The sequence below is a fragment of the Prevotella sp. P3-122 genome (assembly GCF_002251365.1).
Lineage (GTDB): Bacteria > Bacteroidota > Bacteroidia > Bacteroidales > Bacteroidaceae > Prevotella.
This window is the reverse complement of sequence record NZ_NPJH01000091.1, coordinates 47,649-70,015: the sequence shown is the minus strand read 5'-3', so window position 1 is coordinate 70,015 and position 22,367 is coordinate 47,649. Positions and strand designations below refer to the sequence as shown.

Below are 22,367 nucleotides of genomic sequence, written 5' to 3'. Positions count from 1 at the left end.
CGACAAATTAGTATGTAAACATTAAAAATATAAGTTATGAAAGATATCGACTGGTCTAATCTGTCATTCGGCTACATGCCAACTGACTACAATGTACGTTGTTACTATCGTGACGGAAAATGGGGCGAGATAGAAGTGTGCTCCGAAGAGTATATAAACATGCACATGGCTGCCACATGCCTGCACTACGGACAGGAGGCATTCGAGGGACTGAAAGCATACCGCTGCCCCGACGGCAAGGTAAGGGTATTCCGCATGGATGAGAATGCCGCACGTCTGCAGAGCACTTGCCGTGGCATCATGATGCCGGAAGTACCGACAGAGATGTTTGAGGAAATGGTGAAGAAGGTGGTTAGGCTCAACCAGGAGTATATACCCACATACGAGAGCGGAGCCACACTATACATACGTCCGCTCCTCGTTGGCATGAGCGCACAGGTAGGCGTTCATCCTGCGAAGGAATATCTCTTCATGATCTTCGTCACTCCCGTAGGCCCATATTTCAAGGGAGGCTTTTCCACCAATCCCTATGTCATCATCCGCGACTACGACCGCGCGGCACCGCTCGGCACAGGCATCTACAAGGTGGGCGGAAACTATGCTGCCAGTCTGAAGGCCAACGATATCGCCCACAAGAAAGGCTATGCCAGCGAGTTCTACCTCGACTCTAAGGAGAAGAAGTATGTAGACGAATGTGGAGCAGCCAACTTCTTCGGCATAAAGAACAATACATACGTTACTCCGAAGTCATCTTCCATACTGCCGTCAATCACCAACAAGAGCCTCATGCAGATTGCAGAAGACCTCGGAATGACTGTCGAGAGAAGGCCAATTCCAGAGGAGGAGCTCGATACCTTCGAGGAGGCCGGCGCATGCGGAACAGCTGCCGTGATATCTCCTATCTCCCACCTCGATGACCTCGACACTGGCAAGGTTTACAACTTCGGCGAGAAACCCGGACCATGGTCGACAAAACTCTACGAGACGCTAAGGGGCATACAGTATGGCACCGTAGAGGACAAACACGGATGGACAACGGTTATCATTGAATAAGGGCGGGAAAATCAAAGTATTATACACACCCACCTGAAAACAAATAATGGGAAAAGGAAAACTACAGAAATTCGCAGAGATGGAGACGTTCAGCAACGTCTTCCAGTATCCTTTCTCTGCCATAGAAAACGTACCGTTCGACATGAAGGGTCGATGGAGGGAGATGTTCTTCCACAACGACAACCCCATAGTGCTCGAGCTGGGATGCGGCAAGGGTGAATATGCCGTGGGACTGGCAAGGATGTTCCCCAATGTCAACTTCATTGGAGTAGACATCAAGGGAGCACGTATGTGGACAGGAGCCAAGCAGGCACTGCAGGAACAGTTGCCCAACGTGGCATTCCTGCGTACCAACATCGAAATCATAGACCGCTTCTTCGGCGAGGACGAGGTGCAGGAGATATGGCTCACCTTCAGCGACCCACAGATGAAGAACGCAAGGAAAAGGCTCACGTCCACCTACTTTCTGCAACGCTACAGGCACTTCCTCAACGACAAGGGATTGGTGCATCTGAAGACCGACTCCAACTTCCTGTTCACATATACCAGAGAAATGGCTCTTCACAACGGCCTTACACCAGAGGTGTGCACCGAGGACCTGTACAACGACAGCCAGCTCGACGAGGCCACAATGAACATTCTCAACATCCGGACCTACTACGAGTCTATGTGGCTTGAACGGGGACTGAACATCAGATACATGAAGTTCAGGCTACCTAAAGACGGAGAACTCTCCGAGCCGGAAGTGGAGATAGAGTTCGATAATTACAGAAGCTATCACCGTCCCGGAAGATAGCCATGCAGTGATATAAACAAGCCAATTTTTACAGCAACCGTAACAATAACGATAGAGGAGGAATGGCAATGTCCATTCCTCCTCTATCGTTATTATCAACCTTCACGGGATAGGGCTCCACTTACTCCTTAGTAGCTCTGATGAAATATGCAATAAGCAGAATGTATGCTACGAGGGAGCACAGCTCAGAGAGAGGGTTCGCCCACCATGTCTCAGCAATAGAGAACTCCACACCACCAAACTTCAGCAGTGCGCTTACTACTCCCATGAGGGCACCTCCGGCAATAAAGCCGCTTGCTATGAGCGTACCTTTCTCGCCACGGGCATTATTCACGCTCTGTTCCTTACTACGTGTTGTCACATACCAGTTGACGGCACCGCCTACTACCAATGGCACATTCAGCTCAAGAGGAATAAACATTCCCAGTGCAAATGCCAGGGCTGGTATCTTAAGCCATGTAAGCACTATGGCGAGAGCTGCACCAATGGCGTACAGCACCCATGGAGCCCCTACTCCATTCATCAGCGGGTCGATGACTGCTGCCATGGCATTGGCCTGCGGGGCAGCCAAAGCACCAGAGGCAAAACCGTAGGTCTCGTTGAGAAGCATCATCACACCGCCAACGGTGAGTGCGCTGACGAGTGTTCCGAGGAACTTCCACGACTCCTGCTTCTTGGGTGTTGTACCAAGCCAGTAACCAATCTTCAGGTCGGTGACAAAGGCTCCCGCCATGGACAATGCCGTACATACCACACCGCCCATGATGAGGGCGGCCAGCATACCGCCAGTACCCTTAAGCCCTACGGCTACCATTACTACAGACGCAAGGATGAGAGTCATAAGGGTCATTCCCGACACAGGGTTGGAGCCAACAATGGCAATGGCGTTGGCAGCAACGGTGGTGAAGAGGAATGCTATGACGGTGACGAGGAGAATACCCACAACGGCGAAGAGGATGTTGCCATCGAGAACGCCAAAGAGAAAGAAGAGGAATGTCAGCAGTATGGTTGCCACAGAGCCTATGGCTATAAGCTTGAACGGGATGTCAAGCTGCGTGCGCTTTGGCTTCTCCACCTGCGCGCCGTTGCCTCTAAGCTCATTGGCGGCAAGCGACACGGCACCACGGATGATGCCCCAGCTCTTGATGATGCCGATGATGCCTGCCATGGCAATACCGCCTATACCAATGCTGCGGGCATAGGAGCGGAAGATCTCCTCGGGCGACATCTGGGCGACGGTCTTCGTAATCGTCGGATCCCAGGCATTCAGCACCTGGTCACCGAAGAGCAACGCCATTCCAGGCACGATGAGCCACCACACGGCAAGCGAGCCAAGGGTGATATACAGTGCGTATTTCAGGCCGACAATATATCCCAGTCCCAGCACGGCGGCACTGGTATTTAGCTTGAATACCAGCTTGGCTCTCTCGGCAATATCAACACCAAAAGCCGTCACACGGGAAGTAAAATTCTCATTCCACCATCCTGCCGATGCAACAATGAAGTCATAGAGGCCACCTATCAATCCCGCCATGAGCAGAGGCTTGGCCTGGTCGCCGCCTTTCTGTCCCGACACAAGCACCTGTGTGGTGGCAGTAGCCTCGGGGAAAGGATATTTGCCGTGCATATCGCTGACGAAATATTTCCTAAAGGGAATGAGGAACAATATGCCCAGCACTCCACCGAGCGCAGATGCCATGAAGATTTTCATGAACGATGTTGTCATCTCAGGATATTTGGCTTGAAGGATGTAAATAGCCGGAAGGGTGAAGATGGCGCCTGCCACTACAGCTCCCGAGCATGCTCCGATACTCTGTATGATGACATTCTCGCCAAGGGCGTTCGAGCGTTTTGTTGCCGTGCTTACGCCTATGGCTATGATGGCTATAGGTATGGCAGCCTCGAACACCTGCCCCACCTTCAGTCCGAGATAGGCGGCGGCAGCCGAGAATACCATCGCCATGATGATACCCCAGGTTACGGACCATGCGTTGACCTCCGGATAGTTTTTCTCCGGCTTCATCACCGGCTGATACTCCTCGCCAGGAGCGAGTTCCCTGAATGCGTTCTCTGGTAATGATTCCATAATGCAAAAAGTTATCTGTTTGAATGTTAAATATTTAATGTCAACTACTTTCTAACAATCTTCTTTCCTCCCTTGATTAACAGTCCACGGGCATTTTCAACAGCCTTCACTCCACCAATGGTGTAGCCGTTGTCTGCAGTGCCATCGGCAGTAATAGCGGAAATGGCTGTTGGGTCGGGTGCTACAGGCAAGGTAGTCATGTCGCCGGTCACCTCCACCACAGGTATATCGCTGAGCGACTTGATGTAAGCGCGGTTGTTGCCTATCGACACCGATTGCTCGGTCACAACCTGCCATGTACCATCGACGAGTATGTAGCAACCCTTGCCTACGTAATTCTTGAAGAAGCCCGCCATTCCGTTCTCAGCCGGCTTTGGCTGCACGAGCTTGGTGCCGCTTTCAAGGAACAGCGCCTCAGCAACATCGCTAATATATATGTATGGGCGTCCAGCCTCAAGGTTCTCCACAGGAGTGAGCACGACAAGTGTGGCGGCCTCGTTACGTCCCGTCACGGCATAGACCTTTACGTTGTCCGTAGGAACGGCATCGTATTGCAAGCACAGTGTCTGCCATGTAGCGGCATCGGCAGCACGGCGGTAGGCAGGCTGATAGAGCAGCGTGAAGTCTGTGGCGCACCACCATCCCTCACGGTTATCACCCTTGCTGTCGGTAGTGGCGTATTTTCTCCACGTATAGTCCACGGCACCCTCCTTCGACGATGCGAAGCCTATGGTGAACGCCTGTGACTCGTCTATAAAAACGGAGTCTGTGGTCAGTGTCTCCCATGCCTGGTCGGCCCTTACGTCGGGAATGTCCAGATAGTGCCATGTGAGCGCAGGCGATACGGCAGTAGCATTCTCGGTCGACAGATAGGCATGCTGGTCGGTGAGACAGAAGTGCTGTGTGCAGGCCTTGCACTGCAGGCGGTAAAAGCCCGACTCCTTGGCAGTGAGCTGCTGGTTAACGTCAAGAGTCATGTCCTTGCCCTGTTCGGAGGTGACACTCCACCATGCGTTCCAGCAGGAGAGGCCGAGCTGTGTCGCGGTACGCTGGTCACCGCCGGTATATGTTCCTGCTGCTGTGTTCCATCCGTCGGCTGAGGCAAACGAGGGATTGACAATCGTCACACTCGGAGTCATCAGGTATGAGTAGTCAGGGGTGTCGGCGACAGGCTTATCAACCACCTCTTCATCACCTGCGTCAGCAAGAGCCTCATCACGGGTCTTGAAGAGCTTGGCGAGATAGAACTTGTCGTACTGTGCCTTGGAGCCCAGCCAGCGATAGCGCAAGATGAGCTTGTCGTAGTCACCGGTCTCGAAGTATGCGGTCTGCTTCGACCACGCTCCGCAGTCTACGAGGTTGCTTACGGTCTCGCTCTCAGCCTGTCCGTCGGCAGAGAGGCTTAGCTTCTGGTATGAGCCGGTATTGTTCTTGGTCATCACGCCGAAGTAGTATTTCTGTCCTTTCTCCACATCGAAGTTTCTTGCCAGCGAGCCGTTGCCCGTTGCTCCGGTGTGCATCCAGCATTGCAGGTACGCATCTCCGTCTCCGTCGTTGCCGCCGAATGGCACAGCTTGGAAGCCTGGTGCCGCGGCAGGTGCTCCCGTGCCGTCGTTCCATCCCTCAAGAGCATTGTCAAACTCTCCGTTGGTGATGATGTTTCCTCCTATGTAGTACTCTTCTCCATCGACAATCACCACACATCCCGCCGTGTCGTTGGTACGTGAGCATGTAGCGATATTCGAATACCTGTTTACACCATTGAGTGTCACCACGTGTATTCGGTAGGTATCTCCGAATGTCAGGCCCTCAACCTTGACATTGTATGATGCAGGCACTTCTTTCTGGAATGGGGTGTTCACCACCTCCCACTGATCATCGCCCACTTTCCTTTCTATGGTCATGGAGCGGTTGTATTCTCCGTTAGGCTCGTAAAATGTGAATATCGTAGTGTTGTCAACATCGTCCCAAGTCACGTTGAGACCTGTCGGGTCGTGCATGTCGGGCTGCTTGGGTGTTACTCCGTATGAGGAGTTGAAAGCCAGCTGTGAATTCTTGTTTGCGTAGTATTCTCCCGACGGTGTCAGCTCGCTGCCTCCGAGCCACACTCTCCGGCAGTCCTGCACGGCATTGTAAGCCGCATACCTCTCTATATATCCCGTTGCCTCCAGTCCGTCGATGATGGGTGCGAAGTGCTGCTTGTGTATGGCATAGTTGGCATCGTTGCCGCTGGTATTGCTTCCAGGCCATCCCGTCCAGTTGGCGCCATAGTTCATTTCCGTAATCCATATAGGCCTTCCCGTGCGCTCATATATGGCCTTGAGCTGGCTCTGCCAGCTGCTCCAGTCGGAATACCAGTATGCGTGTACGCATACGAAGTCGCAGCGCCATCCCTTGGCATCAATGGAGTCGATGAACTGGTACAGCCAGTTATAGTCGCCTGCCACGGCTGGCGAGCCAAGCCTCTTTCCCGTAGCCATCATCTTCGGCCATGTCTTCAGGACCTCACTCACCGTTGACGGATGTTCCCGGTCGTCGGCAGTATTGTCAGGCTCGTTGTTGCCGAGAAGGTTGGGCGAGGTACCATTGGCGGCGAGGTCGGTAAATCCCGGCCATCCCTCATGATGGTGGTGGACAACATACTCGCGGTCCTTCCATATAGGGTTGCTCGCATCCCAGTTGTAGCACCATGTGGTCTTCAACGCGCTGTTGGCGTCGCTGCTGCTGCCAGCATATCCGCGCTTGTTGGCATCGTACCACCTGAGCACCCTTACAGCAGAGACCTTTCCGTCAAGTATGGCGGGAAGGTTCACCGTGCGGTTAGTCTTGTCGGCAATAAATATGCGGCTGTATCCCGTACCGTCCGCACGTGTGTTGAAGCATGCCATATAGCCTCTGCGCAAGGTAAAGCTGCGTATCTTGTTGTTGTAGATACCTCCCGTGAGGTTCTGCATGGCCGTAGAGGGCTTCAGCGGAAGCAACATTCCTCCCTGGTCAACATCTGTATACAGCTTCAGTGGTGCCTCGTCCTCGGTATAAGGCAGGATGAGTGTGCCGTTGCGGTGCATTCGCACCTGGCAATTTATTCCTTCCACTGCCGGCTGTCCGGCTATGGTTATATAGCTCAGCCAAGCATCTGCCTCGCTGGGCTTTACACCATGTAGAATAAGTATTGCGTTCTCGACATTGGTAATGTCTATACTTCCCTCTAACGTGAAGGGTGTGGATGAGGACACTGCGTAGTCCACGTCATCCGACAAGGTAACAGGTTCCGAGACCTGGCTCACGTTGACTGTGATGTTGTCGGCATACACAAACAGCGTGGCACATGCCAAGAGAGTTGTAATAAAAGATTTGAGCATAAAGGTTGATGTTATTAGATGTCTATTATCGGGTGCAAAGTTAATAAAAACCAACTAAAAAACAAAGGATAAGGAATGAAATGTTAAGACACTTTATATACGCACCCGTCAACCCAACTACTCATCAACTTGCCAACTGGACAACAAGGAACCATAATGGCGGAACGAGAAGAGCAGGCAGGAAGTTTAGTGTGTGGCAGTCCTTGAGCCGCAATAGAGACAGGCCGCTCATGGTTATCAGCATACCGCCGACAATTAGCAGCTCCGCCATTAGCGCCTCACTAAGGGCGGCACTCGACAGTACTGCGGCAAGATAGAACGTCCCCTGCCAACAGAACAATACCGGCGCCGCCAATGCCATCCACGGGCCATAAGTGGAAGCAAATACTATGGACGACACGAAATCAAGGGTGGCATTGGTGAGCAGCAGGCTATTATCGCCCTCTATGGCGCTAACAGCCGGTCCGAGCATCGACAATGGACCGATGCAGTATAGCAGGATGGCGGTGGACAGTCCGTTGGCAAGGTTGCCTCCTTTGCCACGCCTTGCCACCATACGGCGGAACCGTCCCTCAATGTCGAGTGCCACACCGACTACTCCACCCAACGAGATGGCAACAACGAAGAGCACCGGCCATACGCTCTGCTGGAAACGCGATATGGCGGCATTCAGTCCTATGGCGATACTCACCACACCAAGCCCATCATAAAGCACATTCTTGTATCGCTCGGGGATGCCACGGTTGAACGCCGTTCCGATGACGGTACCAACGAGTATGGCGCAGGTATTTACAATGGTTCCTATCATGGCTGCATGGTTCTTTTGGTTCCAAGAAGGGTTTTGTCGGGCATGCTCTGCGCCAGCACAAAGACTGCCACGGAGCACAGGCCGAAGGCGGCGAGCAATGCCATCATAGGCGAGAAAGTACTGACGTCGACAGACAGTATGCAGGTTACCACGTCAACAAGGAAGTTGACTGCAAAAGTACGCAGTGCCCCTACTCCACCGCAGCAGAAAAACAGCAACAAGCCTGCAGTAAGGCACAGGCCGCGCCACACGACAAACGGGCGGGTGCGGGGTGCGGGAAGCCGCCTCATCACATCATCAGAGAAGCCATCATCGGCAATATCCTGCCTGTTGGCATCAAAAAACATCTGTAGTAACTGTTCGTCTTTATTTTCCATATCCATTCTTTCTAAGGTAATCGGCAAGTTTCTGTTTTCCACGGAACAGATGCGACTTTACTGTTCCCTGTGCCAGCCCCGTGATGTCGGCAATATGGTCTATGGGCTGACCTTCCATGAGCTGTAGCGTTAAGCACGTGCGCTCGCTGTCGCTGAGCATGGCCATTGCGCTATAGATATCCATCCGCTCCTGGCTGCTGTCCGCTGCGGTGCCAAGTGTAAGCACCTCACGGCTGTCGATGTCTGCTGTCTCCTTGTGTCGCCGCACATAGTCGTAGAACACGTTGTAGGCTATGCGGTAGAGCCATGTAGAGAAACCTGAACGCCCCTGGAACTGCCTGATGTTCTTATATGCCTTCACAAAAGTGTCCTGGGCGAGGTCGTCGCTAAGCTGGCTGTCACCGAGCGTCTGGTTAAGGAAAAAACGCCTTATGGGCGACTGGTATTTGACGACCAGGCGGTCGAAGGCTCGCCGGTCGTCAAACACAATCACCCTTGTGACAAGAGATATGTCATCAATGCTTGGCATATTTTTCCTTTTGACGGTGGATATTTATAGAACCCACCTTTATGTTTATGAGAAGAAGAGAGAGCAAAGAAACGAAATATCAAGATGTCGTGGTATAGGAACATCGAGAAATCAAGTCCTCATTTTTCAGCCTTCATTCTCCTGTTCCTTTTTCTTACTATGTTTCGAGAGATAAATCAGCCCGAGACCGTAGCATGCAACGAGGGCTCCAATGCCTCCGAGGAATGACGAGCTCCACAGCCATCCCATGATGGCGATACCTACGCCTATGGCTGTATTCTTGACCCCCTTCTCCCAGTAGTAACCGTCGTAGGTGGTATGGTTCTCGGGTAGCGGCTGTCCGTTTTCTATAGCCTTGGCGGCCAGTGTCACGTTGTCGTTGTGGCGTTTGATGAGCATCCTGATGATTAGGGCGAGGATGATGAATGGCGACAGCAGCAGCAAGAACACCAGCAGCACAACGAATATGGCAAGAATGACTCCACCAATGCCGAAGCCCACCTTGGTGGCCCAGAAGTCAAAAGGATTGTCGAAAAAATCATCACCATCGTCCCCGTCATCAACGGAGAACGTGTAGGTAGCCGTGGGTGTTGTGCTCTGCGAAGGAGCCGGGGTGGCTGTTGTGTCTGAGAACGCCTCCACTCCCTCACTTGCAGAGTCGGGTGTGGCAACGGATGTCTGCTGTACCGTCTGATGATGACGATGTTTCTGTGCGCTTGCAGGTACCGTTAAGCACAGGGCAAGGGCAAGGATGCATGTTTGGAATAGTTGTCTCATATCAGCATATACTTTCGTTTTTTAGATTATTTCATGTCTGTTTGACGAATAGTATGTCATTTTAGTTGCGAAGAAACAAAAAAAAAAGTATTTTTGCAAGCAAAACGAGACAAATATATGGTTCTTCCTACAGATTTCGAGATTTACACCAGGCAGCTTATGGGCGAAAGCCTCTATGCGCAGTTTGCCGATGCCCTTGACAGCGAGGCTCCAGCGAGCATACGCCTCAATCCCTTCAAGACCGCAACGGCGGCACCAGCCAACGGAGCAGACAAAGTTCCATGGTGTCGCTACGGCTACTATCTTTGTGGTCGCCCCGCCTTCACCTTCGACCCCCTGCTGCATGCTGGTGCCTACTATGTGCAGGAGGCGGCATCGATGTTCGTAGACCATGTAGCGAGGCAGGTGGCAGGCGACGGCAGTCCATTGGCCGTCCTTGACATGTGCGCAGCTCCTGGAGGCAAGTCCACATGCGTGATGGGCGCTCTTCCTGCAGGAAGCATCATGTTCAGCAACGAGCCAGTGCGCAGCAGAGCTATGGTGCTGGCAGAAAACATCACGAAGTTCGGCAAGGAAGGCATGACCGTAACAAACAACTATCCCCGTGACTACCGCAAGTCGGGAATGGTTTTCGATATGGTGGTGGCCGATGTGCCCTGCTCGGGCGAGGGGATGTTCAGGAAAGACCCTGGAGCAGTGGCTGAATGGAGCACGGCAAACGTGGCCAGATGCGCCAAGCTTCAGAGGGATATTGTGGCTGACGCATGGCATTGCCTCAGGCCAGGAGGAATAATGATATACTCCACCTGCACCTTCAATGCCTACGAGGACGAGGAGAATGCGGCATGGATAGCCAGCGAGCTGGGAGCAGACTTCGTCGAGGTGGACACCAGCTGCGGATGGGGTATCACGGGAGCACTGAAGGGTGCCATTCCTGCATACAGGTTCATACCGGGCGTGAGCCGCAGCGAGGGACTGTTCGTAGCGGTGCTGAGAAAGCATGGCAACGGAAAGGCATCGGCAACAGGTGAGCTGTCGCGCTTAGGCGGGAAGGCCCTGAACGTAGTCTATGATGGTGTAAGAAAGCCTATATTAAAAGGTAAGCAGGCAGTGCCAGACCATAGCGAGGCTATGTCGCACGGATTGCAGAGGGAGAAATTTCCACAGGCAGAACTGACATACAGGCAGGCAATAGACTATCTGCGACGAGAGTCGCTGCAACTGCCCGATGGCACACCATTGGGCATCGTGCTCGTTACATACAGGAACGTACCATTGGGATTTGTGAAAAACCTCGGCAACAGGGCCAACAACCTCTATCCTCAGGAGTGGAGGATAAAGAGTACTCACATTCCTGATGCCGAAAATATACTGACGCTATGATTTGCATTATTGCCGCCGTAGCTGCCAACAGAGCCATAGGCTACCGCAACCACCTGCTTTTCCATATAGGAGAAGACATGACGAGGTTTAGGGAACTGACATTGGGACACACAGTGGTTATGGGCAGACATACCTTCGAGTCGCTGCCCAACGGACCGCTTCCTGGCAGGCGCAACATAGTTGTAAGCACTACTATGAAGCACGCAAACGGTGTTGAGGTTTATGGTTCTATAGCTATGGCCATGAAGGCTTGCCGCACGGACGACACGATATTCATCATTGGAGGAGAGCAGATATACCGTCAGACAATAAGCATCGCCGACAGGCTGTACATCACTGAGATAGATTCCACAACCGAACATGCCGACTCATGGTTTCCAGCCTACGACGGATGGAAACTGAAAGAAAAAACACAACGTCAGGGATATGCCTTTTGCGTATATGAACGCAAGAAAGACAACCGACAGGCATCAGTCGGTATTGGAGATGGAGACGTCATCGACATCTGAGACACATGCGAGCAGCTTGCTGATATGTCCGCCACGACGGGCCTGTAGCTCCATGACAACATCATATGAGCATCCGTGGGAGGAATGTTTCTCCCTCATCTCATACGACTTCAATTCAAAACCAGCCTCACGCAGTCTTTTCTGCATCAAGGGCAACATCTGCTTGTCGGTAGAGGAGAACGACAGAGAGATAATGGTATGGCTACGGTGAGGATGTAAAGCGTTCACCACCTCCAATCCCAGCAGCACCAGCACAGTGGTAGCTCCGGCCACAGCAAACATGCCAGTGCCACATGACAGTCCGATGGCTGCCGTCACCCACAGTCCAGCCGCCGTAGTAAGACCATGAACGACGTTCTTCTGGAAAATAATAGTTCCGGCACCAAGAAAACCGATACCAGACACCACCTGGGCCGCTACGCGCGAGGAGTCCTTGAGGTCGGCACCAAAACCATATTGCGAAACAAGCGTGAACAGCGCACTTCCCAAAGCAACGAGGAAGTGGGTACGAAGGCCGGCATCCTTGGCACGCAACTCGCGCTCAAGACCAATAAGACCTCCCATGGCCATTGCGGCCAGCAATCGCAGAAACGGTTCCTCACTCATCATCCGGCAATGTGGGTATTGGCAACTGCCTGTCTATGACGGCATTGAACGACACGATAGTCTCACTGCGCGACAATCCGAGCGGCTGCAGCTTGTCGTGAATGATATTGAGAAGATGATGGTTGTTCAGGGCATATATCTTGATGAACATGTCGAAACCACCTGTGGTATAGTGACATTCCACCACCTCAGGAATTTCCTTCAGTTTCTCGACCACATCGTCGAAGTCGGAAGGATCCTTTAGGTACAGCCCTACGTAGGCACATGTCTCATAGCCTAACTTTTCAGGGTTGAGCACAAACTGCGAACCAAGGATAACACCTGTACTGACAAGCTTCTGTATGCGCTGGTGAATGGCTGCGCCACTGACATTGCACGCTCTTGCCACCTCAAGGAATGGCGTGCGGGCATCTTGCGCAATAAGCTCTAAAATTTTTCTGTCCAAAGAGTCTAATACGTGTCCCATCTTATTATTGATAACAATTAGCGAGGAATGCAACTTACGGAAAGTAAGCGAGCACGGCCTCTAAACAACACTATTTTGTGCAAAGATACAACGTTTTGTTCGTATCTGCAACTTTTTTGCCGTTTTTTAGCTCAGAATAGTTCTACAATGGAACACTTGTGTAACAATCCGTAACTTACGGTTTACCACCAAGCGGGGTGCAACATGGTGGCAAGCCGTCAATCTGCGAGAAGGGTGGAACTACAATTGTTTAGGTGTATATATGGCGTTCCACCACGCATCGTCGTTCTTCAGGTATTTCTCAAACCATGCCATGATGGAGTTTATCCATTTAGCGCGCTTCACTGGGTCCATGATACCATGGTTCTCTCCCTCCACCTCAATGAAGGCCGTAGGCACGCCGAGCAATTTCAAGGCTGTATACATCTGAATAGACTCGCCCAGCGGCACATTGGTGTCGGCAGTACCATGAGTGAAGAGTATGGGCTTAGTAATCTTGTCGGCATTGTACAGAGGCGACCTGTCTACGAAGAGATCCTTGCGTGTCCAGGGGAAGCTGTTGGCGGCCGAGGTCTCGCTGTAGGAATATCCCCAGTAGCCCTCTCCCCAGTAGCTGGTGTGGCTTGAGATGCCTGCATGCGACACGCCGCATGCAAAGGGGTTGTCCTTAGTCATCATATACTGTGTCATGAAGCCGCCGTAGGATGCCGAGATGCAGCCTATATGGTCGGCATCGCATTGTGGCACATCCTTCACGAACTGCCGTGTGGCATCTATGATGTCTTGTGCAGGTCCCTCTCCCATGGTGTTCACATGCCTTGAGGCCCATTCCTGCCCGAAGCCCGAAGCTCCCGACGGATTAACAATAAACGTTATATATCCGAGTGCGTTCCAGTAGTGTGCGGGATAATGAGAGCCGTTGCCGAAACGGCGTGACGTTGGCGAGCATCCTCCATAGTAATGCACTATGACAGGATATTTCTTTGCCGGGTCGAAGTCTGCGGGCAGAGTGTAGAAGCCTGTAACCCTGTAGCCTCTCTCTGTCTCGAAGCTCCATGGCTTTGCCTCGCTCAGCCTCAGCCCTGCATAATCGTCCCTGTTGGGTGCCATTACCAGTGCGGCCTTGGCCTTCCCGGCAGGAGCCGTGATGTTGTACACCTCGTATGGTACAGACACCGACGAGCCATGTACCATGATGTTTCCGCCCTTGCTGGCAATGCTCATACCCGAGAGTTCCTCAAGCGGCTGTCTGACCATTTTCGATTTAAGTGTCTTCATGTCGAGCCTGTAAAGGCTTACGCTGTCGCCGTTCTGCGCTGTGTAATAGAGACATTTGTCAGCAGCCGACCATTCCATGTCCTCGATGCTTGTCGCATCGTCGGCAGTCACGGGTGTCACCTTCAGTGTCCTTGCATCCATGAGATAGAGATGATAGTCAAACATATTTGGTGTCTGTCCCTCAGGAACCCTGTTCCCTATGCCGCCGAATGCCTCGGTGCTTGCCGAGAACGCCACGAGGTCTCTGCTACCACAGTATAGGGCACCTCCGATGAAACCGTCTTTCTCCACGAGCATTCTTGTCTTCATGGTTTCCAGGTCAAGTTCATAGTATGTCCGGCGTGTGGTTGGCCGCTGCTGCAGCGTGTCTGATACCACGGAGAAGAGCAGGTATCGTCCGTCGGGAGATATATCCGACAACGACACATGCCTGTAGGAGTATGTGAGGGGCTGCGTGAGGCCAGTTTCGAAGTCGTACTTAGCAAGCGAATAGCGTGTGCGCCATCCCGGCTGCCTGTCGTCCGGATGAACAATCTCGAAGACACCATCCTCCTTCTTCGTTCCCTCAGTCTTTGGGGAGATTACAGCATATTTCTCTGTTGGAGAAATGACGAACCACTCATCGGGGAAGTCCTTTGCCAGCACAGTGACACTGCCCGTCAGCGGGTCAACGACCTTCAGGGACTTCTTTCCGCCAACTTTCTCCGTGAAATAGTACCTGTCTGAATTTGGCATCCATGTTGCCTCACCATTTAAAATTCGCTTCTCACCAGTCTTCAGGTCTGTAAGCCACTGCTCGCTTACGACCTTGTTCTCGGCATCATACCATCTGTACGCCACGAAGGCCCAGCGGCCCGATGGTGAGAGCGACGCGCGGGTAGTAACCTTGGTGCCAAGCACGTCTGACATGGAAAAGCGGCGCATACCATCCTCCAACAACGCAAGTCCGTCCTCTGGTACAGACAGCACGATGGCAGTGCTGTCGGCAACAAACTTCACGCTTATGCTGTGATAGCCAGGCTGCAGCGTTATTGCTCCAGACTGCTCCTTGCCGTCAGCAAACACCTTGTAATCCTTGCAGCCCATGACGCCTACCTTAATGTCTTTAAGATATTTTGCAGCCATCACGTCAAAGGCCACGATATGGACATCGCTACTGTCGAGGGCAAGTGCAGCAACATCCACAAAGGGCTTGTTCTCCACAAGAGACAGTGGCAGACGCATATCGAGGGGCTTTCTCTCAGCATACTTTTTCTGGGCATTGTCAACGCTATCCAACACAACCGGGCTCACGGCACGAAATGGTCCCGCATGCCTTACTTTCTTGATTTCCAAAGTGTCTGCAGATACTGTCACCTGCAATGTCATTACAATAATGGCAATCAATAATCTCCTAAACATAATCTATAAATATTTGTTCGTTCAATCAATTTCGTTCCTGACTCCCCGCTATAGCCATTGACAGACAAGAGCTGCTTGAAGAGCGGTTAACATAGGTGAGTCACATCAAATTCCACATTTATGCAAAGGTAATAAATATACGGCAAACAGCAAAGAAATCAGTTAATAATTTGCACAGCAAATATTACCTTATCTTTGGGAACGGACAATAAAACAACAGGAAAATATTCACTGGCAATATTACAAAGCGTACTCTTCTACAATTCACTGACGCTTACAATGCATACTGGCAGTTACGAAAAATTATCGAACTCACGTTAATCTAACATTAATTATTTGAAAAGAAGGGTATATTTGAAGCAAAGTAGGATATATTTGAAAAAAAAACATTATCTTTGCATTGTATAATGTAAATGCGACAACAACACGTTATGAAACGACTTCTAATAACATTCTTGCTGGGTTCCATGGTTGCCGCTCTCACTGTAAAGGCTGAGAGCTATACATCCCTGTGGAAACAAGTGGACAACGCCATACAGAAAGACCTTCCTGCTACACAGGTAGAGATACTGTGCCGCATAGCCGAAAAGGCCCAGACAGAGAAACAATACGGACACATGCTCAAGGCACTGCTAATGAGGGCAGACGTGAGTATGCAGGTATGCCCAGACTCGGCTGACACGGAAATGACAAGGCTGCACAACAGCGAGCGAACCGTGAGCGACAGCGTGGCCGTGGCCGTGTTGCGATGCGCACTGGGGCGCATATACCACAATAGAGCCGTTGGAACCAACAATGCCAAGGACAGAAAACTGTTCGTGCAACGCAGCAAGGACTACTACCGCCTGTCAATGGCAGACATCGACTTGCTCGGCAACGTCAAGGCCGAGGAATACAAGCCATTAGTAGTGGAGGAAGCATACAGCAGGATATTCTACAATGACCTGCTGCACATCATCGGCTACGAGGCCAAAGCGTTCAAACAGATGCACGACTACTATGCCGCCACGGGAAACAGGTACGCACAGTGCGTGACAGCACTGGAGATGGTGAGGGCTCAGAAAGGTGAGAATGAGGCGGAGGTGAAGAAGTCAAGATACCTGCAGAGCTTAGACTCGCTGATAACCATCTACGAAGACATGAAAGTGGCTGGAGAACTGGCAGTGGAGAGGTACAAGTGCATGGAGAACACCAACGATGCCACGGCCGCCGAGAAGGTACAGTACATAAACTACTCGCTGAGCAAGTGGGGCGGATGGCCTGGCCTGAACTACCTGCGCAATGCCAAGACAGAGCTTGAGCGGCCATCGTTCAACATCAATGCCGGCGACATCATGCTGCTGCCCGAGACACCGCGACTGGTAAGGGTGAATTCCATAAGGAACATTTCGCAGCTCAACCTCGCATTGTACCGTACATCGCTGCCCGGCGACACCAGGCTGAACCCTGACGACGGGAAGGACCTTGTGCAGATACAGAAGCACATAGTTGGTACAGTGGTGCAGAACGAGCAGCTGAGGTACGTAGGACGCGCACCCTATGAGGAGAGCGCCGACTCGCTGACCCTTGCACCACTGCCTGTTGGCGTATACCTTCTGGTAGTGAGCACCGACAACAAGGACATAGCGCCACAGCGGTGTCTACTGCACGTGTCTGACTTGTTCACCATATCCGAGACGCTCCCCGGCAAGAAAGTCAGGATAGCGGTTGTCAACGCCACCACCGGTAAACCCGTGAGCGGTGCCAAGGTGAGGCTGTCGACAAGCCAGGCATGGGAGAAAAACAGCGGCGTGACGGAGACGCTCACAACAGGCCGCAACGGTGAGGTTGTATACCAGTACACTAACCGTAAGCCTGTGCGGGCATACGCCTATACCAACCATGACAACGCCTGCGCCGAAGTATCGGTGGCTCCGGAATATTACGACCCTAATCCGAAAGACGCCACTAAAGTCGTTGTAAATACCGACCGCACGCTATACCGTCCGGGACAGACCGTCCACGCATCCGCCATTCTTTGGCAAGCAGACAGCCATAACCAGACAGCGGCACCCAAGGTTGGAGAGGCCGTGACGTTCGTACTGCAGAACGCAAACTACGAGGAGGTGGAACGCAAAACCGCAACTACAGACGAGTTTGGACAGGCCGCGGCAGATTTCACTCTTCCCGAAGTGGGGCTGACAGGCAATTGCTGCATCAGCGTTCAGGCTTCACGACGCTGCATCAAGCAGATAAGAGTGGAGAAATACAAACGGCCGACATTCGACATAGAACTTGAGAAACCCGACAACAAATACTCAGCCGGCGACACCATCACCGTGGAGGGAACGGCACGTACGTTCTCGGGCATGCCCGTGCAGGGAGCAAAGGTAAGCTATACCGTGACACGAAGGGCCTCGTGGTGGTGGAGGCCATGGAACATGCCAGAAGAGACGATACTCTCAAAGGACTCTGCCATCACGGACGACAGCGGACACTTCAGAGTGAGGATGCCAATGATGCTGCCAGAGCAGAAGAACTACTCTCACATGTACTTCAACATCGAGGCTGAGGCCACAGTGACTGATGGTGCAGGCGAGTCACACCAGAGCACGGTGAGCATTCCGCTGAGCAACCATACGACGGTGCTCACATGCGACATGCCCGAGAAGAGCCTCGCCGACAGCCTCGGCACAATAACGTTCGGATATATGAACATTGCCGGCGAGAAAATAGCAGCCAAGGTAAGCTACACCATTGACGGGAAACAATTGGAGGCCAACACCAATGAGGCTACGGACATAAGGGCACTGAGGTTGCGCTCGGGACAGCACAGCATGACGGCCATCTGCGGCGAGGACACCATAAGACGACAGTTTGTGGTATTCACCCTACAGGACAAGAAAGCACCCATAGAGACGCACGACTGGTTCTACCAGAGCTCCAGCAACTTCCCGGCCACCATACAGGTGGGGTCGTCTGACGAGGAACACCACATATATTATACCATACTGACAAGCGGCAAGATGCTGGAGTCAGGAATAATGGAGGGGCACGACTGTCTGCACAGTCGCACGTTCAGCTACAAGGAAGAGTACGGCGACGGCATACGCATCACCTACGCATGGGTGAACAGGGGAAAGCTTTACAGCCACTCGGCAACCATCAGCCGTACAGAGCCCGACAAGGTGCTCAGAACAGAATGGAAGAGCTTCCGCGACAAGCTTGTGCCAGGACAAAAGGAGACGTGGACGCTCACTATCAGCCGCGGCGACGGCAAGCCGGCCGATGCTCAGCTCCTTGCGACTATCTACGACAAGTCGCTCGACGCACTGCAGAGCCATAGCCTGCAGACCATCAGCAATCTCTTCGCACACCCAATGCCATGGGCAACATGGATAGGCGGGTCGCATGCCACAACAGGATTGTACGGTTTCCAGGACTTTAAGATGCTGCCAGAGAAGCATATCACGCTGAGCCATCTTGATGACAAATGCTTCAATATTCCATATACCTTCATGCGTATGATGAAGATGAGGGCATACGGCAAGCAAAGTGCAAAATTGACGGCTGTCGAGGAAGGCGCACAGAACATCTCGATGGACATGGCCGCTACGGCCCTGATAGGCTCAATTGCCGGAATAACAGAAGCACAGTCAGACGCAACAGGCAATGGCACTCAGACCGACAGCAAGCTGAGGGAGAATTTCGACGAGACAGCCTTCTTTGCCCCAGACCTGAGAACCGATGCCAAGGGCAATGTGGAACTGAGTTTCACGCTGCCGGAGAGTGTCACCACGTGGCGGTTGCTGGCACTGGCACACGACCGTGAGATGAACGCAGGAACCATCGAGGCGGAGGCTGTGGCAAGCAAGAGTGTCATGGTACAGCCCAACATGCCACGGTTTGTAAGGGAAGGCGACAATGCCACAGTGGTTACCAGGCTTCTGAACACTACTGACAACACCGTAACGGGTGTGGCACGAATGGAGCTTATCGACGCAGAGAGCCTGAAGGTAGTTGAGACTCTGTCAAGAAACTTCAGCATAGCAGCCAACGCGACATCGGAGGTGGCGTTCGGATTTACAGCACGTGAGGGTATGCTCATATGCCGCATAACAGCTGCTGGCAAGGGGTTCTCCGACGGTGAGCAGCACTATCTGCCCGTGCTCACGGACAAGGAGCTGGTGACAAACACCCACCCCTTCACACAAACAGGCCCCGGCACATATAACGTGGACATACAGCAGCTGGCCGGCAAGGGACAAGACAGGAGGGTGACGGTGGAATATACCAACAGCCCGATATGGACGGTCATACAGGCCCTGCCCACCGTCTCCGACTATAGGGACAACAGCGCCATATCACTTGCATCGGCCTACTATGCTACCGTTCTGGCATCAGACATACTGACGTCGGTACCTGGCATCAGGGAGACCATGGAGAGCTGGAAGACCGACAAGGTATCGCTGGCGAGCAACCTACAGCGCAACGAGGACCTGAGAAGCATTGTGCTCGCAGAGACTCCATGGCTCGCGGAAGCCAACAGCGAGAGCGGACAGAAGATGATGCTGGCCAACTACTTCAACAGGAACAACCTGACATACAAGCTGAAGACGATATACAAGACTCTGTCCGAACTGCAGAACGAGGACGGCTCGTTCAGCTGGTGGAAGGGAATGAACGGCAGCACATACATAACCACCGAGGTGGCAACGCTGCTGGCAAGGCTCGGCAAGATGGCAGAAGGCAACAATGACACAAAGGACCTGCTGGGCAAGGCAATAACATTCCTGCGCAAGGCTTACGACGAGAGGGTTGACGCAATGAGGAAGGAGAAGTCACCACAGCTTGCCAATACGGACATCGACTACCTATACCTCTGCACCATCGCCGCAGACAACACCAGTGACAACCAAGCATACACATATCTGAGGAACCTGCTGCTGAAAGCCGACCGAAGAACGGACATCAGGACAAAGGCCATGACAGCAATCATTCTCGGAAAGGACAACTCAATAGCCAAGGAGTACGTGCGCTCGATAAAGGAGTTCACTGTGGCGACGGAGGGCTTCGGACGGTATTTCGACACGCCACGGGCTGTCTACAGCTGGAGAGACTATAAGATACCCACACATGTGGCTGCCATAGAGGCCATAACAGCCATCACACCCGACGACCACGAGTGCATAGACGCAATGAAGCTGTGGCTGCTGCAGCAGAAGCGCACACAGGCATGGGACACTCCCGTGAACAGCGTCGATGCCATCCACGCCCTGATGACAGACTGCAAGGAGAGCATTGCGGACGGAGCAAGAACAACCATCAAGGTGGACGGCAAGACACTGGACAACACGGAGCCTACCTCCGGAGCAGGATATGTGCGCAGCACCATAGACAACGCAAAAGCCAGGACCGTGAGCTTCGAGAAGACTGGCGACGGCACCTCATGGGGCAGCGTATATGTACAGGAACTGGCCGCCAGGAAGGACATCACGGATACCACGGCAGGACTAAGCATAGAGCGCAACGTGGACATTCCTGCCGGGGAACTGAAGGTTGGAAGCAAGGTAAAGGTAACAATAACTGTTATCGCTGACCGCGACTACGACTTCGTTCAGATAAAAGACCTTAGGGCAGCATGCCTGGAACCTGTGAATCAGCTGAGTGGCTACCGTAACGGATGCTACGTGGCACCCCAGGACAACTGCACAACCTATTTCTTCGACCGCATGTCCAAAGGCAAGCACACTGTGGAGACTGAGTATTTTGTCGACAGGGAAGGAACATACCATACAGGCTCGTGCATAGTGGAATGTGCATACAGCCCGGAATATACCGGCAGGACTAAACCAATAACCATAACAACAAGAAAATGAGCAAAAAGAAATACAGGAATATTATCGCTGCCATACTGATGATGGCAACAGGAACAGCACAGGCACAGACAATAGAGTCGGCACTGGAGCTGGTGGACTGCGGACAGGTGGAATTCAGAAAGCCGATAACGGTAAACTTCAAGCTGAAGAACAATACAGGCAAGCCTTTCAGCATCACCGAGGCAACCACCGACTGCGGATGCACAACAATAGAAATACCGCGCGCCACCATCGCGGCAGGCGAGGAATACAAGGTGACAGCCGTCTACGACGCAAAGACGCTGGGTCGCTTCGTCAAGCGCGCGTATCTAACACTCAACAATGGTCTTGAGCCCCTGCGACTGACCATCAGGGGCATTGTTGTCGACGAGGTGGTAAGCTATGCCGGAGGCTACCACTATACGCTCGGAGCACTCATGGTGGACCAGAACGACATTGAGTTTGAGGATGTCAACCGCGGAGCGAAACCATACAAGACCATACACATCCTCAATACCAGCGACCAGCCGTCACAACCTCAGATAATGCATCTGCCTCCATACCTCTCGGCAGAGGTGTCGCCTACGACCATCGCCCCTGGACACTCTGGCGAGGCTACCATTACTCTCGACTCCCACAAGCTACGGGATTTCGGACTGTCGCAGACGAGCATATACCTCGGCTTCGCACAGGGCGACAAGATTGCTGCCGACAAGGAGATAACGGTATCGGCGGTGCTGCTGCCAGACTTCGAGATGCTGAGCCAAGAGGAGCTTGAGGACGCACCTCACATAACGCTCTCTGCAGATTCACTCAATCTGGGAGCATTCAACGGCAAGAAGAAAAAGCGTGGCGAGATTGAGATTACCAACACAGGACTCTCGCTGCTCGACATCAGGTCGCTGCAGATGTCGACAACAGGACTGCAGCTATCACTAAGCAAAACCAAGATAGAACCTGGAGAGAGTGCCAAGCTAAAGGTAACAGCCAACGCAGAGGACTTCAAGACCATCAGGAAGACACCTCGCATACTGATGATTACCAACGACCCCAACAATGCCAAGGTAGAGATAAAGGTAAAGGCCACCTTGAGGTGACT

At 52.5% G+C, this 22,367-nt stretch carries 15 protein-coding genes; 6 read left to right on the top strand and 9 right to left on the bottom strand.

The features are described from left to right. Window positions 1-36: 36 nt before the first annotated feature. Complete coding sequence (locus tag CIL02_RS14705) at window positions 37-1,053, top strand: branched-chain amino acid aminotransferase (protein ID WP_094402860.1); 1,017 nt, start codon at window positions 37-39, stop codon at window positions 1,051-1,053. Between the two features lie 46 nt (window positions 1,054-1,099). Further along, window positions 1,100-1,849 carry a tRNA (guanosine(46)-N7)-methyltransferase TrmB gene (gene trmB, locus CIL02_RS14700; RefSeq protein ID WP_094402858.1) on the top strand — a complete coding sequence of 250 codons (750 nt, stop codon included), beginning with the start codon at window positions 1,100-1,102 and terminating at the stop codon, window positions 1,847-1,849. 121 nt (window positions 1,850-1,970) lie between these two features. Here trmB and CIL02_RS14695 read toward each other — a convergent pair whose 3' ends face one another. The 6 genes from CIL02_RS14695 to CIL02_RS14670 all read right to left on the bottom strand — a co-directional run bounded on the left by CIL02_RS14695 (window position 1,971) and on the right by CIL02_RS14670 (window position 9,788). Next, window positions 1,971-3,935, bottom strand: a complete 1,965-nt coding sequence (locus tag CIL02_RS14695; protein WP_094402856.1) for an OPT family oligopeptide transporter — start codon at window positions 3,933-3,935, stop codon at window positions 1,971-1,973. Between the two features lie 44 nt (window positions 3,936-3,979). Beyond that, a complete protein-coding gene (locus tag CIL02_RS14690) occupies window positions 3,980-7,297 on the bottom strand; it encodes a glycosyl hydrolase (protein WP_094402854.1) in 3,318 nt (1,105 codons plus the stop codon). Window positions 7,298-7,421: 124 nt separating this feature from the next. Then, window positions 7,422-8,105, bottom strand: a complete 684-nt coding sequence (locus CIL02_RS14685; protein WP_094402852.1) for a DUF554 domain-containing protein — start codon at window positions 8,103-8,105, stop codon at window positions 7,422-7,424. Next, window positions 8,102-8,482, bottom strand: a complete 381-nt coding sequence (locus CIL02_RS14680; protein ID WP_094402850.1) for a DUF5056 domain-containing protein — start codon at window positions 8,480-8,482, stop codon at window positions 8,102-8,104. Before CIL02_RS14680 ends, CIL02_RS14685 begins: the two co-directional genes overlap by 4 nt. Further along, a complete protein-coding gene (locus CIL02_RS14675; RefSeq protein WP_094402848.1) occupies window positions 8,472-9,011 on the bottom strand; it encodes an RNA polymerase sigma factor in 540 nt (179 codons plus the stop codon). The genes CIL02_RS14680 and CIL02_RS14675 overlap by 11 nt, the downstream gene beginning before the upstream one ends. 126 nt (window positions 9,012-9,137) lie before the next feature. After that, a complete protein-coding gene (locus tag CIL02_RS14670) occupies window positions 9,138-9,788 on the bottom strand; it encodes a DUF6249 domain-containing protein (protein ID WP_094402846.1) in 651 nt (216 codons plus the stop codon). A 117-nt stretch (window positions 9,789-9,905) separates the two neighbouring features. On the opposite strand from CIL02_RS14670, the gene CIL02_RS14665 reads away from it, so the two are divergent. After that, window positions 9,906-11,171 carry a hypothetical protein gene (locus CIL02_RS14665; RefSeq protein ID WP_094402844.1) on the top strand — a complete coding sequence of 422 codons (1,266 nt, stop codon included), beginning with the start codon at window positions 9,906-9,908 and terminating at the stop codon, window positions 11,169-11,171. Beyond that, the gene (locus tag CIL02_RS14660; RefSeq protein ID WP_094402842.1) at window positions 11,168-11,680 is read left to right on the top strand and encodes a dihydrofolate reductase; all 513 of its coding nucleotides are present in this window, start codon (window positions 11,168-11,170) and stop codon (window positions 11,678-11,680) included. The genes CIL02_RS14665 and CIL02_RS14660 overlap by 4 nt, the downstream gene beginning before the upstream one ends. Here CIL02_RS14660 and CIL02_RS14655 read toward each other — a convergent pair. The 3 genes from CIL02_RS14655 to CIL02_RS14645 all read right to left on the bottom strand — a co-directional run bounded on the left by CIL02_RS14655 (window position 11,642) and on the right by CIL02_RS14645 (window position 15,431). Beyond that, window positions 11,642-12,289, bottom strand: coding sequence for an MgtC/SapB family protein (locus CIL02_RS14655; protein WP_094402840.1), 648 nt, complete (start codon window positions 12,287-12,289; stop codon window positions 11,642-11,644). The two genes, CIL02_RS14660 and CIL02_RS14655, sit on opposite strands and share 39 nt — an antisense overlap. Then, entirely contained in the window at window positions 12,279-12,752 is a 474-nt protein-coding gene (locus CIL02_RS14650) for an Lrp/AsnC family transcriptional regulator (protein ID WP_094402838.1), read from the bottom strand. The genes CIL02_RS14655 and CIL02_RS14650 overlap by 11 nt, the downstream gene beginning before the upstream one ends. A gap of 240 nt (window positions 12,753-12,992) precedes the next feature. Then, window positions 12,993-15,431, bottom strand: a complete 2,439-nt coding sequence (locus CIL02_RS14645) for a S9 family peptidase (RefSeq protein WP_094402836.1) — start codon at window positions 15,429-15,431, stop codon at window positions 12,993-12,995. A 431-nt stretch (window positions 15,432-15,862) separates the two neighbouring features. On the opposite strand from CIL02_RS14645, the gene CIL02_RS14640 reads away from it, so the two are divergent. Together CIL02_RS14640 and CIL02_RS14635 are read left to right on the top strand one after the other, a co-directional pair. Continuing rightward, complete coding sequence (locus tag CIL02_RS14640) at window positions 15,863-21,289, top strand: alpha-2-macroglobulin family protein (protein ID WP_170935121.1); 5,427 nt, start codon at window positions 15,863-15,865, stop codon at window positions 21,287-21,289. After that, on the top strand, window positions 21,286-22,365 hold the full coding sequence (locus CIL02_RS14635) for a DUF1573 domain-containing protein (RefSeq protein ID WP_094402833.1): 1,080 nt from the start codon (window positions 21,286-21,288) through the stop codon (window positions 22,363-22,365). The genes CIL02_RS14640 and CIL02_RS14635 overlap by 4 nt, the downstream gene beginning before the upstream one ends. Window positions 22,366-22,367: the final 2 nt, after the last annotated feature.

Coding starts and splice junctions, on each gene's coding strand:
- CIL02_RS14655 (WP_094402840.1), bottom strand. CDS start 12,289: ATGATGAGTGAGGAACCGTTTCTGCGATTGCTGGCCGCAATGGCCATG.
- CIL02_RS14650 (WP_094402838.1), bottom strand. CDS start 12,752: ATGGGACACGTATTAGACTCTTTGGACAGAAAAATTTTAGAGCTTATT.
- CIL02_RS14690 (WP_094402854.1), bottom strand. CDS start 7,297: ATGCTCAAATCTTTTATTACAACTCTCTTGGCATGTGCCACGCTGTTT.
- CIL02_RS14660 (WP_094402842.1), top strand. CDS start 11,168: ATGATTTGCATTATTGCCGCCGTAGCTGCCAACAGAGCCATAGGCTAC.
- CIL02_RS14705 (WP_094402860.1), top strand. CDS start 37: ATGAAAGATATCGACTGGTCTAATCTGTCATTCGGCTACATGCCAACT.
- CIL02_RS14670 (WP_094402846.1), bottom strand. CDS start 9,788: ATGAGACAACTATTCCAAACATGCATCCTTGCCCTTGCCCTGTGCTTA.
- CIL02_RS14645 (WP_094402836.1), bottom strand. CDS start 15,431: ATGTTTAGGAGATTATTGATTGCCATTATTGTAATGACATTGCAGGTG.
- CIL02_RS14640 (WP_170935121.1), top strand. CDS start 15,863: ATGAAACGACTTCTAATAACATTCTTGCTGGGTTCCATGGTTGCCGCT.
- trmB (WP_094402858.1), top strand. CDS start 1,100: ATGGGAAAAGGAAAACTACAGAAATTCGCAGAGATGGAGACGTTCAGC.
- CIL02_RS14665 (WP_094402844.1), top strand. CDS start 9,906: ATGGTTCTTCCTACAGATTTCGAGATTTACACCAGGCAGCTTATGGGC.
- CIL02_RS14680 (WP_094402850.1), bottom strand. CDS start 8,482: ATGGAAAATAAAGACGAACAGTTACTACAGATGTTTTTTGATGCCAAC.
- CIL02_RS14675 (WP_094402848.1), bottom strand. CDS start 9,011: ATGCCAAGCATTGATGACATATCTCTTGTCACAAGGGTGATTGTGTTT.
- CIL02_RS14635 (WP_094402833.1), top strand. CDS start 21,286: ATGAGCAAAAAGAAATACAGGAATATTATCGCTGCCATACTGATGATG.
- CIL02_RS14685 (WP_094402852.1), bottom strand. CDS start 8,105: ATGATAGGAACCATTGTAAATACCTGCGCCATACTCGTTGGTACCGTC.
- CIL02_RS14695 (WP_094402856.1), bottom strand. CDS start 3,935: ATGGAATCATTACCAGAGAACGCATTCAGGGAACTCGCTCCTGGCGAG.